14 protein-coding genes and 1 pseudogene are annotated in these 14,055 nt (G+C 52.2%); 6 read left to right on the top strand and 9 right to left on the bottom strand.

All coding sequences use genetic code 11. The annotated features are described in order from the left end of the window. Positions 1-2: 2 nt before the first annotated feature. The 4 genes and pseudogenes from G5182_RS12685 to G5182_RS12670 all read left to right on the top strand — a co-directional run. A pseudogene (locus G5182_RS12685) lies at positions 3-236 on the top strand (IS3 family transposase); the annotation flags it as partial. Between the two features lie 189 nt (positions 237-425). Next, positions 426-2,300, top strand: a complete 1,875-nt coding sequence (locus tag G5182_RS12680) for an HAD-IB family phosphatase (protein ID WP_227341692.1) — start codon at positions 426-428, stop codon at positions 2,298-2,300. A gap of 40 nt (positions 2,301-2,340) precedes the next feature. Next, positions 2,341-3,615, top strand: a complete 1,275-nt coding sequence (locus G5182_RS12675) for a hypothetical protein (RefSeq protein ID WP_227341693.1) — start codon at positions 2,341-2,343, stop codon at positions 3,613-3,615. Between the two features lie 16 nt (positions 3,616-3,631). Next, on the top strand, positions 3,632-4,612 hold the full coding sequence (locus G5182_RS12670) for a hypothetical protein (RefSeq protein WP_216952506.1): 981 nt from the start codon (positions 3,632-3,634) through the stop codon (positions 4,610-4,612). On the opposite strand, the gene G5182_RS12665 is transcribed toward G5182_RS12670, so the two are convergent. From G5182_RS12665 to G5182_RS12625, 9 genes are all read right to left on the bottom strand, one after another. Next, complete coding sequence (locus G5182_RS12665) at positions 4,565-4,756, bottom strand: hypothetical protein (protein WP_227341694.1); 192 nt, start codon at positions 4,754-4,756, stop codon at positions 4,565-4,567. The genes G5182_RS12670 and G5182_RS12665 overlap by 48 nt on opposite strands. Positions 4,757-4,918: 162 nt before the next feature. Then, a complete protein-coding gene (mnmE, locus tag G5182_RS12660) occupies positions 4,919-6,280 on the bottom strand; it encodes a tRNA uridine-5-carboxymethylaminomethyl(34) synthesis GTPase MnmE (RefSeq protein WP_139459600.1) in 1,362 nt (453 codons plus the stop codon). Positions 6,281-6,379: 99 nt separating this feature from the next. Next, positions 6,380-8,026, bottom strand: a complete 1,647-nt coding sequence (yidC, locus tag G5182_RS12655) for a membrane protein insertase YidC (RefSeq protein ID WP_088868083.1) — start codon at positions 8,024-8,026, stop codon at positions 6,380-6,382. A 5-nt stretch (positions 8,027-8,031) separates the two neighbouring features. Continuing rightward, on the bottom strand, positions 8,032-8,280 hold the full coding sequence (yidD, locus tag G5182_RS12650; RefSeq protein WP_075116235.1) for a membrane protein insertion efficiency factor YidD: 249 nt from the start codon (positions 8,278-8,280) through the stop codon (positions 8,032-8,034). Further along, positions 8,247-8,606, bottom strand: coding sequence for a ribonuclease P protein component (rnpA, locus tag G5182_RS12645; protein ID WP_005342318.1), 360 nt, complete (start codon positions 8,604-8,606; stop codon positions 8,247-8,249). The genes yidD and rnpA overlap by 34 nt, the downstream gene beginning before the upstream one ends. Continuing rightward, a complete protein-coding gene (rpmH, locus tag G5182_RS12640) occupies positions 8,606-8,740 on the bottom strand; it encodes a 50S ribosomal protein L34 (RefSeq protein ID WP_005307156.1) in 135 nt (44 codons plus the stop codon). Before rpmH ends, rnpA begins: the two co-directional genes overlap by 1 nt. Before the next feature lie 270 nt (positions 8,741-9,010). Beyond that, complete coding sequence (locus G5182_RS12635) at positions 9,011-9,745, bottom strand: amino acid ABC transporter ATP-binding protein (protein ID WP_005339311.1); 735 nt, start codon at positions 9,743-9,745, stop codon at positions 9,011-9,013. 12 nt (positions 9,746-9,757) lie between these two features. Then, positions 9,758-10,426 (bottom strand): amino acid ABC transporter permease, encoded by a 669-nt coding sequence (locus G5182_RS12630; RefSeq protein WP_019445518.1) that lies wholly within the window; start codon positions 10,424-10,426, stop codon positions 9,758-9,760. Continuing rightward, complete coding sequence (locus G5182_RS12625) at positions 10,427-11,185, bottom strand: amino acid ABC transporter substrate-binding protein (protein ID WP_005339308.1); 759 nt, start codon at positions 11,183-11,185, stop codon at positions 10,427-10,429. A 311-nt stretch (positions 11,186-11,496) separates the two neighbouring features. Between G5182_RS12625 and dnaA the strand changes: the two genes are divergently transcribed. Together dnaA and dnaN are read left to right on the top strand one after the other, a co-directional pair. Beyond that, on the top strand, positions 11,497-12,867 hold the full coding sequence (dnaA, locus tag G5182_RS12620; protein WP_005339307.1) for a chromosomal replication initiator protein DnaA: 1,371 nt from the start codon (positions 11,497-11,499) through the stop codon (positions 12,865-12,867). A gap of 83 nt (positions 12,868-12,950) precedes the next feature. Continuing rightward, the gene (gene dnaN / locus G5182_RS12615) at positions 12,951-14,054 is read left to right on the top strand and encodes a DNA polymerase III subunit beta (RefSeq protein ID WP_005339306.1); all 1,104 of its coding nucleotides are present in this window, start codon (positions 12,951-12,953) and stop codon (positions 14,052-14,054) included. Position 14,055 lies beyond the last annotated feature (1 nt).

Genomic DNA, 14,055 nt, shown 5'->3' with positions numbered 1-14,055 from the left:
AGTCGGATCAGGGTTGCCAATATGGCAGTAACGATAGGCAGTGTTTTTTGGGGCCAATAACTTGGCCCCCAATATGAGCCGACGTGGCAACTGTTGGGATCATGCTGTCTCTGAATCGTTCTTCAGTTCGCTGAAAAAAAGATCGCATCATAAAAAGGATCAACAAAACCCACGATCTGGTCCGCGCCGAAATCTTCGATTGCATTGAAGCGTTCTACTACAGAGTGCGACGCTAGAGCCACCTTGGATGCGCGTCACACCAGAGGTCTTCGAATAAGTCTCGTCGTGAGAACAGAATATGTCTACCATCGTGGGCTAAGTCCATCTGATCTGGGTATGATCCTGCGCCAGATTGTCTCGACTTCACTTGCTTATTGTCTTATAAATACAAACGTTTAGATATTGCCAATCTAGCGAGGCAAAGGATGAAATTTATTTTCGATCTCGACGGAACTCTTAGCTGCTGTGAAACATTGCCTATCATAGCTAAAAGTTTCAATGTCACTACGCAAATAGAAGAGTTAACTGCCCAGACTATTAATGGTCAGATCCCATTCATGGAAAGTTTCATCAAGCGGGTTGACATACTTGGTCACCTAGATGTGGCTCAAGTTGCTCGCATCGTAGCGGATATTCCCCTTAACCAGTCTCTGCTCGATTTTATCAATAGTAACCGTGATGACTGTATTATTGCCACTGGAAATTATAATGGCTGGATCGCAGAATTAGCCAAAAAAATAGAGTGCGTAATTCGTTCATCAGAAGGGGAAGTTGATGCCAATGGCAAGGTTCGATTAACCAAAATACTAAAGAAAGAAGATATTGTTAAAGAGTATCAAGCGCAAGGTGAGCAAGTCGTTTTCATCGGTGATGGAAATAATGATGCTGAGGCCATGAGGATCGCTGATGTTTCTATTGCTTGCGGCTTGATTCACCAACCGGCAAATACGGTCATGCAAGTTGCAGATTATGCAGTATATGATTCTGTTGCTATGCTCAGGTTACTGCAACAGATAAAATCACCTCAAAATGGAAGGTCAGTGGTAATTAGTGCTGCGGGGGTTGGTTCGCGCCTTGGGCTGGGACAAACAAAGTCGCTTATTAAGCTACAAGGGGTGCCACTTATTCATCTACAGCTAGAACAATTCCGGCATGTAAGTGATCTTAGAATAGTTGTTGGTTTTCAGGCTAGCAGTCTTATTGATGAAGTATGCTCGATCAGAAAAGATATTATTTTTGTTTTCAATCACGATTATTTTCACTCTAAAACTGGCGCTAGTCTCTATCTTGGTGGTAAACATGCTAATGAAATGATTATTGCTTGGGATGGGGATCTATTAGTTCACCCAGATGATATTGCTCAGTGCATTGAAGCAGAGCAAGAATTTATTGGGGTGAGTCAAAAAGTGAGCGAAGACGCAGTTTTTGTGAAGCTTAATGAACAAGAACAAGTTGTTTCATTTTCCAGAGATGATGGTGATTACGAGTGGTCTGGACCTGCTGCCATCCGCAGGGAAAATATAAGATTTACCTCGGGCCATCTTTACAATCTTTTAGAACCATTATTGCCAATGTCTGCGAAGATAATACGAGCGCAAGATATTGACACTTATGAAGACTATAAGAAAGCTGTTGATTTTGTGGACTCGTGGAGTAGTGGTAATCATAAAATAAATAGTTATTATGAAAAACTAGCCAGCAAAATAAAATCACCAATAGAGACTAGAAATAAAGCCCCCGATTTTTCTATTTTTGATATTGAGTTAGTCAAACGTTTCTCAGATAAAAGTAAAACCCTGCTTGATCTTGGTGCTGGTACTGGGCTGCTTGTTAATCACCTTACAGAAGATTTCTCTAAAATAGTCGCTGTAGAAAAATATTCTAACTTTAGCGATTTTATAAAAAGAACGGACAACCTGAAAGTTATTAATGAAGATCTCAATATATTTGATGTGGCAGAGAAATTTGATCTTGTTACCATTTTTGGTGTGATGAATTTCTTTAATAGAACAGAGGCGGAACGGATTTATCAGAAGGCTCGCTCATGGATACGACCTGCTGGTACTTTGATAGTCAAGCATCAGATGGGGTGTACTGAAGATGTCATTGTTGATGGTTACTCCAAAGAGCTAGGAACAGATTACTACTCTGAATATAGATGGCTACAGCATGAGATAGATCTTATACGTCAAGCCGGTTTCAGCATTAAGGAAGTTGTTGATATTTATCCAAAAGAGTACAACCGATGGGATAACACCCATTTCTATGCCCTTGTCTGTATACCTGAAGAGAGCAGTTAGGCAAAACTGTACTGAATAATAATTATTGGATGACGATACCATGAGTCGATTTACGCGTTTTCTCCAATCATTCCTGAGGCGTTCAGGAAAGTGCGATGCTGATCTCATTTTTTCAGAACAGCTGGTTAATCTGAGTCAGGGGATTGAGCAAGGTAACCAGCAACTGTCAGAGGTGCAGCTAACTCTGCGTGATGATATCTCCAGACTTCAGGCTATAACAGAACTTCTGTGCGAGAAAGTCAGTTCATTACCGGTGATGTCATCAGCCAATGTCCACGATGTGATAGTTACAGCGGCTGAGCTTGAAGATGTTTTTGTTGGTATTTCTAAAAATATCAAGAGTTGGCAGCAGTGCAATATAGTTTTTGCATGTCCAGTGCTACATGATGGTGTCTCGTTACTGTTGCAAGATCAGGAAGTTATTTATGTTCGCAATGTTGACGATTTTGTATTGCATTTGAAAGATCGTCATGTAACAAGTATTGGTATCACATCACCTTGGCTGATGCAGGATTTTATTGGTGAGCGACATATCCTAAATCTACTTCTGAGGGCTTGTCAAAGTCATATTTTATATATCGATAATTGCCATTTTGTGGTACATAGCAAGAACACTAGAAAACGTCTTCATAAGGTTGGTTTCTATGAGATAGCACAGCTTTCGGAAAATCAAAAATGTGATTTTGTCTCTATTGGATGTTTGCCTGATGGTTCTTATTCTGTATTTGGTTCTGCACCGGCGATTTATACTGAGTCGCCCAGCTGTGTAACACTTAGGGCGGCTAGACTCCCAATTTGCAATACCGAAAATTTCTATTGGGAGAATTTGATGATAACACCATTTGATTCGACCAAGATTGGTTTTATGGCGCCAGCTGATGGTTTTTCTCTGGCCATTGCTCAGGCAAAAACTGCTGTAGATGATGTGATTAGTATAAAGGCTAAATTTTCGTGGTTGGGGGCTGGGAGTGGACATGCTTCTCTGGTCGCTTGCTATTCAGGCCCGCAAGATAGTCATATGTATGCCTGTATGCTTCAGGCATCCACGGCAGATATGCCTGTTATCACATTATGGGTTAATGATGGTAGTTGGAGGATAATAAGTGAGCCTAAATTTATACCATGTGAAGAGGTGAATGTTACCGCTGGGCAGTACTCTACTATTATTGCACTCTCTGTCATGTCTACCAAGGTAATGGTTGAGGTTGGCAGCACTCTCATTATTGATGTCATTGACACCAAGTTGACGCGTACACCGCGAGTGGGGATAAGAGCAAGCGATAATCAGTTTGCTGTTTCTCAAATTACCACATAATAAAAGGCCAGACCTCATGAAAATTGTTACCTCAGGCGTAGATTCTGAGTATGTGTTGGCTGATTTATGCAAATACCTTAGGGCGGTTGGTTATGATGTCACAGAGTTGGATTTTGGCCAACTCACAGCGCAGGATGAAGATTTACTTGCCCCCTTTATTGGTGAGGATGTTGTCTACATTACATCAGCACATACTAATTTAACTAGAGATGTTGCAAAGTTTTTGGCGCCAAAATTTAATGAACACTACCCAAATTATTTATCGCCATTAGAAATAATTCAAAAATTAAAACCTAAGAAATCCATATATATTCCACATGATCTTCTTACTCCTTTTGGAGATAAAAATCTCAATGAACTAAGGTTTTTGGATCTTTTTGACTACATACTTACGCCTTTTTCATCCTCTGCACTCCAGGCGACCTTGGGTCGTCATACGAAAGTCATAGAAAGTGGATGGATAAAGCATACAAAAAGTGCTCGTCCTAGCCAGCCAGCCCAAAAAAATAAACCGAGGATTGTACTGTTCATCAGTATGTTTGAACACTTGCGTCTGAGATTTGGTGATTCAGGAATAGTCGATTACTTTGCTCCGCTTATAACGGAAAATGTCAGAGTCAAGTTACCTGCTTGGCGGGACGTGGCGCAGGTAGAGAAATTATTCAATAATCGTTTTCCCGATTGCATCATTCCCGCTGAGGAGTGCTCGATCCGAGCGATTCAGGAGGCTGATGTTGTGTTGTGCAACGGTGCTTCCTCCATACACGCCGAGTCCATTCTAATGGGGCGGCCCACAGTCTGCCTGTTGGATGATGAGGGCTTGCCCTCCGATGAGCAGCGCAGCAAGCTGGGACATCTCCAGGCCATTCTGTTTCATGACTATCGGCAACGAGCACCATTGGCAGATGAGTTTGTCGAGCAGGCGATGAAATATCACAGCAACTTCCCGTCAGCCCACTTTGATTATGGTGTAGTGGAAAACATCATCAGCAAGTGATGCTGTGGTCATTGTGATGGCGCAGTGGCGTTTGTGCTTGCGGATGCCCGTGGTTGGTTCAAGGTAGGAGCCGGCGTAATAGGTTAAGCGCAGAGCGCGCTTGCCTTCGGCGTCAGGTTCGCGGAATTCGATGCTGATCTTCATAATTGTCCCCCGAAAGTACCCCGAGAGGTTACTTCGGGGTACTCTCGGGGTAAATTCTCACGAAACAAGATCAGGCAAGAATAGTCAGTAAAAAACAAAGTTCAATATTTACAATGTCTTATATTCTCGCTGGCTGCTTTTTATTGCTGATTTTTCACCACATTACTTGCCGATGCAGAAGCTGGAGAAGATGCGGCCCAGCAGATCGTCGGAGCTGAATTCGCCGGTGATCTCGGAGAGGGACTCCTGCGCCAGGCGCAACTCTTCGGCCACCAGCTCGCCGGCCACGAACACTTCCAGCTGCTCCTTGGCCACCAGCAGGCGCTCGGCGGCGCGCTCCAGTGCATCCAGATGGCGGCGGCGGGCCATAAAGCCCCCCTCGGTGTTGCCCTGGAAGCCCATGCAGGCTTTCAGGTGTTCGCGCAGGGCGGGCAGCCCCAGTTCGGTTTTGGCGGAGATGCGGTAGACGGCGTGGCCCAGCTCCTGGCTCGGTGCCAGATCCTCGCCGGTCAGGTCTGCCTTGTTGCGAATGACGGTGAGGCCGATGTTTTTTGGCAACCGATCAACAAATTCCGGCCAGATCTCCCGCGGGTCAACCGCATCTGTGGTGGTGCCATCCACCATAAACAGCACCCGATCGGCCTGTTCAATCTCGGCCCAGGCGCGTTCGATACCGATCTGCTCCACCTTGTCCTGAGTGTCGCGCAGACCGGCGGTGTCGATGATGTGCAGCGGCATGCCATCGAGATGGATGTGTTCGCGCAGCACGTCGCGGGTGGTACCGGCAATCTCGGTGACGATGGCTGACTCGCGCCCTGCCAAAGCGTTGAGCAGGCTCGATTTGCCGGCGTTGGGACGACCTGCGATCACCACCTTCATCCCTTCCCGCAGCAGAGCGCCCTGTTTGGCTTCACTGCGCACGTCGTCCAGCTCGGACATGATGCTGTAGAGGTCGCCCGCCACCTTGCCGTCAGAGAGGAAATCGATCTCCTCGTCCGGGAAGTCGATGGCCGCTTCCACATAGATGCGCAGCCGGATCAGGCTCTCCACCAGTTGCTGGATTTTGCTGGAGAACTGCCCCTGCAGGGAGTGCATGGCGCTGCGAGCGGCCTGTTCGCTGGAGGCTTCGATAAGGTCAGCGATGGCTTCGGCCTGGGCCAGATCCAGCTTGTCGTTGATGAAGGCGCGCTCGCTGAACTCGCCGGGGCGGGCAGGGCGGATGCCATCGATTTTCAGAATGCGGCGGATCAGCATGTCCATGATGACGGGGCCGCCGTGGCCCTGCAGCTCCAGCACATCCTCGCCGGTGAAGCTGTTGGGGGCTTTGAACAGCAGGGCGATGCCCTGATCCAGTACCTGGCCTTGCTCATCCTTGAACGGCAGATATTCGGCGTAGCGCACCCGAGGGAGCTTGCCGAGCACTATCCCGGCGACCTGTTCGGCGGCGGGGCCGGAGACCCGGACTATGCCGACGCCACCACGGCCTGGCGCGGTGGCCTGGGCCACGATCGTATCTGTTGTCATCTTGCTTGGCTCGTTTGTTCGCTGATAGGAAAACGTAGTGGGGGACATTGTAATAAAAAAGGCGGCCCGAAGGCCGCCTCTTTTGTCATCACGGGAAGATTAGCTGCGTGAATGCAGTCCTTTCTTCTCCAGCTGACGATAGATGATGGTCTGCTGGATGATGGAGATGACGTTGCTCACCAGCCAGTAGAGAGTCAGGCCAGCCGGGAACCAGAGGAACATGAAAGTGAAGATGATCGGCATGAACTGCATCACTTTCTGCTGCATCGGGTCGGTTACGGTGGTCGGGCTCATCTTCTGCAGATACCACATGGAGGCACCCATGAGGATTGGCAGCACGAAGAAGGGGTCCTTCACTGACAGGTCAGTGATCCACAGGGCAAACGGCGCGTGGCGCAGCTCAACAGACTCCATCAGTGCCCAGTAGAGGGCAATGAAGATGGGCATCTGAACCAGGATCGGCAGGCAGCCACCCAGCGGGTTGACCTTCTCCTTCTTGTACAGCTCCATCATGCCCTGAGACATCTTCTGGCGGTCATCGCCGAAGCGCTCGCGCAGGGCCGCAATCTTGGGTTGCAGCATGCGCATCTTGGCCATGGAGGTGTACTGGGCCTTGGTCAGCGGGAACATGATGCCGCGCACCAGCAGGGTCAGCATGATGATGGCCAGACCCCAGTTCTGGACGAAACCGTGGAACACGGTCAGCAGCCAGTGCAGCGGTTGGGCGATGAACCACAGCCAGCCGTAGTCGACAGTCAGGTCGAGGTGGTTAGCTACCTTGGCCATCTGGTCTTGCAGCTTGGGGCCGACCCACAGTTTGCTGGTCACTTCGGCCTGTTGACCGGCAGCCACGTCAACCATTGGCGCCTTGTAACCGATGATGGCCTGGCCTTTACCCGGGATCACGCGGCTGTAGAAGCTGTTGGTATCGTCGGCATTCGGAGCCCAGGCAGAGACGAAGTAGTGTTGCAGCATGGCGACCCAACCACCCTTGGTGGTCTTGTTCAGGTCGGCATCCTTCATCTCGTCGAAGGTGTACTTCTTGTAGCGTGTATCTTCAGTGGAGAAGGCACCACCACGGTAAGCGCTGGCTACCATGGCATGACCTTCCTGATCCTTCGGCGTTGCTACGGTCTGCTTCAGCTGACCATAGAACTGCACCTGAACCGGCTCGGCAGATTTGTTGTCGATCTTGTAATCAACGCCAACGGCATAGTCGCCACGCTTGAGGATGAACTCCTTGGTGAAGACCACGCCTTTGCTGTCGGTCCAGGTCATCGGAACGACGACTTGATCCTGACCATCGGCCAGCTGATAGCTGGTCTGGGCGGCTTCATAGGTAGGACGACCTTCGGCCTGACTGTCCGGACCGTTGCGACCCACCAGACCGCTCTGGGCGATATAGAGGTGCTCAGGCTTGCTGGTCAGCAGCACGAACGGTTGGTCCTTGCCCTCTTCCAGTTTGTGAGACAGCAGTTCGGCAGACACGATGTCGCCACCCTGGGTATCCAGGGTCAGCTTGAGCACGTCAGAGGAGACTGTGATCAGCTTGCGTGCGGCAGTCGCGTTGGCTTGCTCGGAAACCTGAGGAATATCACCGGTCTGACCGGCTTCAGGTACGAAATGTTCGGTTTGGGCCACGGTAGTCGGGGCCGGCTTCGGAGCCTTGTCGGACTCCCACTGTTGCCAGAGCAGAAAGCTCACGAACAGCAAACCGATCAGGAGTAGATTGCGTTGTGATTCCATAGTTTTCAGTTTCTTCGCTTTGGTTGCGGAACCGGGTCATAACCACCCTCGGATAAGGGATGGCATTTTAATAGACGTTTGCTGGCTAACCAAACGCCTTTTATGAAACCGTGAAGTCGGATGGCTTCTATCGCAAATTGGGAACAAGTCGGGGTAAAACGGCAGCGCGGCCCGAGCAGAGGGCTAATGATTAGCTGATACAGGCGTATCAGTTTGATAGCTACCCATTGCAACGGCGTGACAGGGTGCGCCATAGCTTTTCCAGTAACTTGAACAGTTCCTCGTTATCCATCTCTTTCACACCGGCCTTGGCGATCACCACGATGTCGATAGCGGGCAGCTGATGTTGTTTGAGGCGGAAACTTTCCCGAACCACCCGTTTGACACGGTTACGCCAGACGGCACGCTTGAGTGCTTTTTTGGGCACAGCGAGACCAAGACGAGGGTGTTCGAGCGAATTGGGAGAAGCGAGAAGGGTAATCTGCGGAGAGGCGGCCCGGACAGGCTCGGCAAAAACGCGTTTGAAGTGTTCGGGAGTTAACAGACGTAACTCCCGAGAGAAGGTGTGCTGGGTAGGCATTAGACTACCAGGCGGGCACGACCCTTGGCACGACGAGCGGCCAGAACTTTACGACCGTTGGCAGTTGCCATGCGGGCGCGGAAACCGTGAGAGCGCTTGCGCTTCAGGTTGGACGGTTGAAAAGTACGTTTCATGATTCGATTCCGTATTTCTGTACAGTTTTGATTGTCACACTTAGCCGACGCGCCAGCTATAGCGTGTGACGACTAGCAAAAGAGGCCGAATTCTAAACAGAGTTCGGCTTTTAGTCAATCCGCCGTTCCCTCTCATCCTGCCATGGTCTTGAAAAGGCCACTGCCGAGCGTGAGGATCCAGAGGATCAAGGGCTCCGGATTATACTGGCAACCCGGGGTTAAACAAGGGATCCCTCAATAAAAAAGGCGGCCAGGCCGCCAAAGAGAGAGCTATTTAAGGACTTTCCGCAAGAACTCCCGGGTACGGGGATCCTTGGGATCGACCAATATCTGATCCGGCGGGCCCTGCTCGACGATCCGCCCTCCTTCCATGAAGATCACCCGATCGGCAACATCACGAGCAAATTCAATCTCATGAGTCACCACCACCATGGTCTGGTGCTGGCGGGCCAACTCTTTCATCAGTCCCAAAACCTCGTCGACCCACTCGGGATCGAGGGCCGAGGTGGGCTCGTCAAACAGGATCACCTTGGAGTGGGCCGCCATGGCGCGGCCAATGCCGACCCGCTGCTGCTGGCCGCCCGAGAGAGACGCCGGATAGGCATCCTGCTTGTCGGCAAGACCAATATCCTTGAGGATGCCGAGCGCTGTGGCGCGGGCCTCCGCTTTTGGCTGCTTCCAGACGGTGATCAGCCCTTCGGCGATGTTGTCGAGCGCCGTCTTGTTGGCAAACAGGGCGTAGTTCTGGAACACGAAGGAGGCTCGTTTACGCAGCTCGATCGCCTGCTGTTCGCTGGCCTTGGCCAGATTCAGCTCGAGATCGTCGATGGCAAGGGTGCCCGCATCCGGGGTCTCCAGCAGGTTCAGGCAGCGCAACAGGGTCGACTTGCCGGTGCCGGAGGGGCCGATGATGACGACAATTTCCCCCTTTTTGACCTCCAGATCGATGCCGTTGAGCACCTGATTGCCGTGATATGCCTTGGAGAGGCCGGTTAGCTTGATCATGAACGCCCTCCTTTAATAGGCACGGTTGAGACGGACTTCCAGCAGATGCTGCAAGCGGGTAAAGAAGATCACCACCACCCAGTAGATCAGCGCCACCGCCATAAAGCTCTCGAAGAACTTGAAGGAAGAGGAGGCTTCCATCTGCGCTTTGCCCATGATCTCGGCCACTCCCAGGGTGAAGGCCAGTGAGGTGCTTTTGATCATGTCGATGAAGTAGTTCATCAGCGACGGGGTGGCGATGCGGGCCGCCTGCGGCAGGATGATCCGCTGCATCGCCTGATAACGGCTCATGCCGATACTGAGCGCCGCTTCCATCTGGCTTTTGTGAATGCCGAGGATGGCTGCGCGGATCGACTCGGCCATGTAGGCGGCGAAGTGCAGGGTCAGACCGACGATGGCGGCGGTAAAGGCATCCATCCCCACGAAGATCGGGAACAGTTGCGGCAGTCCGTAGTAGAGCAGGAACAGCTGAACGAGTAGCGGTGTACCCCGAAAGAACGAGATATAGAGCATCGCCAGCCAGTGAATCGCAGGGACGCGAAACACCCGTACTATCGCCAGGGCCAGCGAGAGTACGAGTGCTAGCACGAATCCCCACAGGGCCATCTCCATCGTGGTGCCCAGGTATTTGAGCAGGATGGGAAACAGCCCCAGCGTGTATTCGAGGTCAAATTCCATCATTTATTTGTCGGTGATGTCGGAAGCGAACCATTTCTCGGAGATCTGACGCAGGGAGCCATCCTTGCGCATGGCGGTCAGAGCCTCGTCGACCTTCTTCAGCAGCGCCTGTTTCTCCGGGGTCTTCAGGAAGGGCAGGGCGTTCTCGATAGTCTCGAACGGTGCGCCAGCCTGTTGCAGCGGCAGCTTGGACTCTTTGATCAGCTGGGCGGTGGAGACGCGGTCCATCACGAAGGCATCGATGCGACCCAGGGCGACATCCTGCTCGAAGGCGGAGTCATAGGTGCGGATGTCGATCTTCTTGTTCGGGTCGTTCTTGCGCAGCAGCTCTTCGAAGTTGGAACCCAGGTTCACGGCCACCTTCTTGCCTTCCAGATCCTTGATGCCGTGGATGGTGCTGTTGCCCTTGCGTACCACAATCTGGGCGCCGTCATAGACGTAAGGCTGGGAGAAGTCGTACTTCGCCTTGCGCTCGTCGGTGATGGTGATCTGGTTGGAGATGGTGTCGATGCGGCCGGTTTCCAGCATGCCGAACAGGCCGGAGAAGCTGGCGGTCACGAATTCGACCTTGTAGCCGGTGCGCTCGCCGATCTGGTTCCACATATCCACTTCAAAGCCTTGCAGCTTGTCCTGCTTGACGAAGGTGAACGGGAAATATTTGCCAGACATGCCGACCTTGATGGTCTCCTGGGCGATGGCCTGACCGGACAGGGTGGCGAGCAGGATGGCTGCGCCGGAAATCAGTTTGATGGATGTTTTCATGGTGTTTCTCTCTCTCAATGTCTTGTATTTGTAGTTGTAATAACTGGTTTGGCCCTGATGTTATTGGAATAAAATTTAAAAAATAAATGACATTTGGTTATATGAAATAACAGGAGAGAAGCACGGGATCGACCAATCCGGACGGTGGATCAAGCTGTGGGTAACTTTGGGGATGAAATCCGATCCAAAGGCGCTGGATCCTTGAAAGTCAAGGATCTTATTTGCTGGATCCACCGGGCGATGGCTGGAGATCCGGCGGCTAAAAACGTAGAATAGCCGGTCTTTAGTTAATCAATCGACAGGAGTTTAGAGTGACTGCTTCGCTATGGCAGCAGTGCCTTAACCGGCTGCAAGATGAGTTGCCCTCGGCAGAATTCAGCATGTGGATCCGGCCGCTTCAAGCGGAGTTGAGTGACAATACTCTGACCCTGTATGCACCGAATCGCTTTGTTCTGGACTGGGTACGAGACAAGTATCTCATCCGGGTTAACGGCATCATCAACGAACTCTGCGGGGTCGACGGCCCCGCCCTGCGTTTTGATATAGGTAATCGTCCCCATCCTGTTGCTGTCGCCAGAGCGCCGGTACAGGGTGCCGCGCCTGTGAATAACTTGCAGAAGAGCTGGGAAAGCAAGGCTGAAGCCAAGCCCGAGCCGAACCACAAGAGCAACACCAACGTGAACTATACCTTCGAGAATTTCGTCGAGGGTAAGTCCAACCAGTTGGCGCGTGCGGCTGCCCGTCAGGTAGCGGACAATCCGGGTGGTGCTTACAACCCGCTGTTCCTCTATGGCGGCACCGGCCTGGGTAAAACCCACCTGCTGCACGCCGTTGGCAATGCCATCAAGGAGAGTAAAAAAGATGCCAAAGTCATCTATATGCACTCCGAGCGGTTTGTTCAGGACATGGTGAAAGCGCTGCAAAACAACGCTATTGAAGAGTTCAAGCGTTACTACCGTAGCGTCGATGCCCTGCTCATCGATGACATCCAGTTTTTCGCCAACAAGGAGCGCTCCCAGGAGGAGTTCTTCCATACCTTCAATGCCTTGCTGGAAGGTAACCAGCAGATCATCCTGACCTCGGATCGCTATCCGAAGGAGATCAACGGTGTCGAGGATCGCCTCAAGTCCCGCTTCGGCTGGGGCCTGACCGTGGCGATCGAACCGCCGGAGCTGGAGACCCGCGTCGCGATCCTGATGCGCAAGGCAGACGAGAACCAGATCCATCTGCCGGACGAAGTGGCCTTCTTCATCGCCAAACGTCTGCGATCCAACGTCCGTGAACTGGAAGGCGCCCTCAACCGGGTGATAGCCAACGCCAACTTTACCGGCCGTGCCATCAACATCGATTTCGTGCGCGAAGCGCTGCGCGACCTGTTGGCACTGCAGGAGAAGCTGGTCACCATCGACAATATCCAGAAGACGGTGGCGGAGTACTACAAGATCAAGCTGGCGGATCTGCTCTCCAAGCGTCGTTCCCGCTCTGTTGCCCGTCCGCGCCAACTGGCGATGGCACTGGCCAAGGAGCTGACCAACCACAGTTTGCCGGAGATAGGTGATGCCTTTGGTGGCCGTGACCACACTACCGTTCTTCATGCCTGCCGCAAGATCGAGCAGCTGAAGGAGGAGAGTCACGACATCAAGGAGGACTATTCCAACCTGATCCGTACCCTTTCTTCCTGATAACGGAATCGAGTGGACAGATGCAGCGCGAATATTCCAACCTGATCCGAATCTTTTCCTCCTAATCACAACGGAGAGCACAGATGCAGCTCGAAATTAGCCGTGAGGCCCTGTTACGTCCTCTGCAACTGGTGTCCGGCGCCCTCGGCGGCCGACCGACCCTGCCGATACTCGGCAACGTGCTGCTTGATGTCAGCAACGGTCTGCTGTCACTGACCGGTACCGATCTCGAAGTAGAGATGATCGGTCAGGTCTATCTGAACGGGGCCAGCGAAGATGGCCGCACCACAGTACCGGCGCGCAAGCTGCTGGATATCTGCCGTGGTCTGCCGGAAGGCGCCGAGATCCGTCTCAATACCGAAGGCGAGCGCCTGATCATCCGGTCCGGTCGTTCCCGCTTCAACCTCTCGACCCTGCCGGCGACCGAGTATCCGAACATCGAGGATTGGGAATCCGTGCTCGAGTTCGATATCAGCCAGCTGGAGCTGAAGAAGCTGATCGATGCGACCCAGTTCTCCATGGCCAGCCAGGATGTGCGTTACTACCTGAATGGCATGCTGTTCGAGAGCGAAGGTCACGGTCTGCGCACCGTAGCGACCGACGGTCACCGTCTGGCCACCTGCCGCCGCGAGGTAGTAGGGGAATCGCTGCCCGATCATCAGGTTATCCTGCCGCGCAAAGGGGTACTGGAGCTGGTGCGTCTGCTGGAGGCGGAAGACAAGCCGGTACGTCTGCAGATCGGTCGCAGCAACCTGCGCGCTGCGCTGGACGGCTTCATCTTCACCTCCAAGCTGGTGGATGGCCGCTTCCCGGACTGGCGCCGCGTCATTCCGCGCAACAGCGACAAGGCCCTGATCGCCGGCCGTGAGGATCTGCGTCAGGCGTTTGCCCGCGCCGCCATCCTCTCCAACGAGAAATTCCGTGGGGTGCGTCTCAATCTGCAGGAAAACCTGCTGCGCATCACCGCGAACAACCCGGAACAGGAAGAAGCCGAAGAGCTGCTTGACGTACAATATGCCGCTGGCGAGATGGAGATCGGCTTTAACGTCTCTTATGTGCTCGACGTGCTGAATACGTTAAAATGTGACCAAATTCGGATTAGCCTGAGCGATTCCATCAGCAGTGCCATTATTGAGGATTTTGAACATCAGGATGCTCAGTACGTGGTGATGCCGATGCGGATCTAGT

Origin of the sequence: Aeromonas sp. 600948 (assembly GCF_049174875.1) — a bacterium.
Classification (GTDB): Bacteria; Pseudomonadota; Gammaproteobacteria; order Enterobacterales; family Aeromonadaceae; genus Aeromonas; species Aeromonas veronii_A.
Note: the sequence above shows the minus strand (reverse complement) of the source record. Positions and strands in the feature narration are given on the sequence as shown.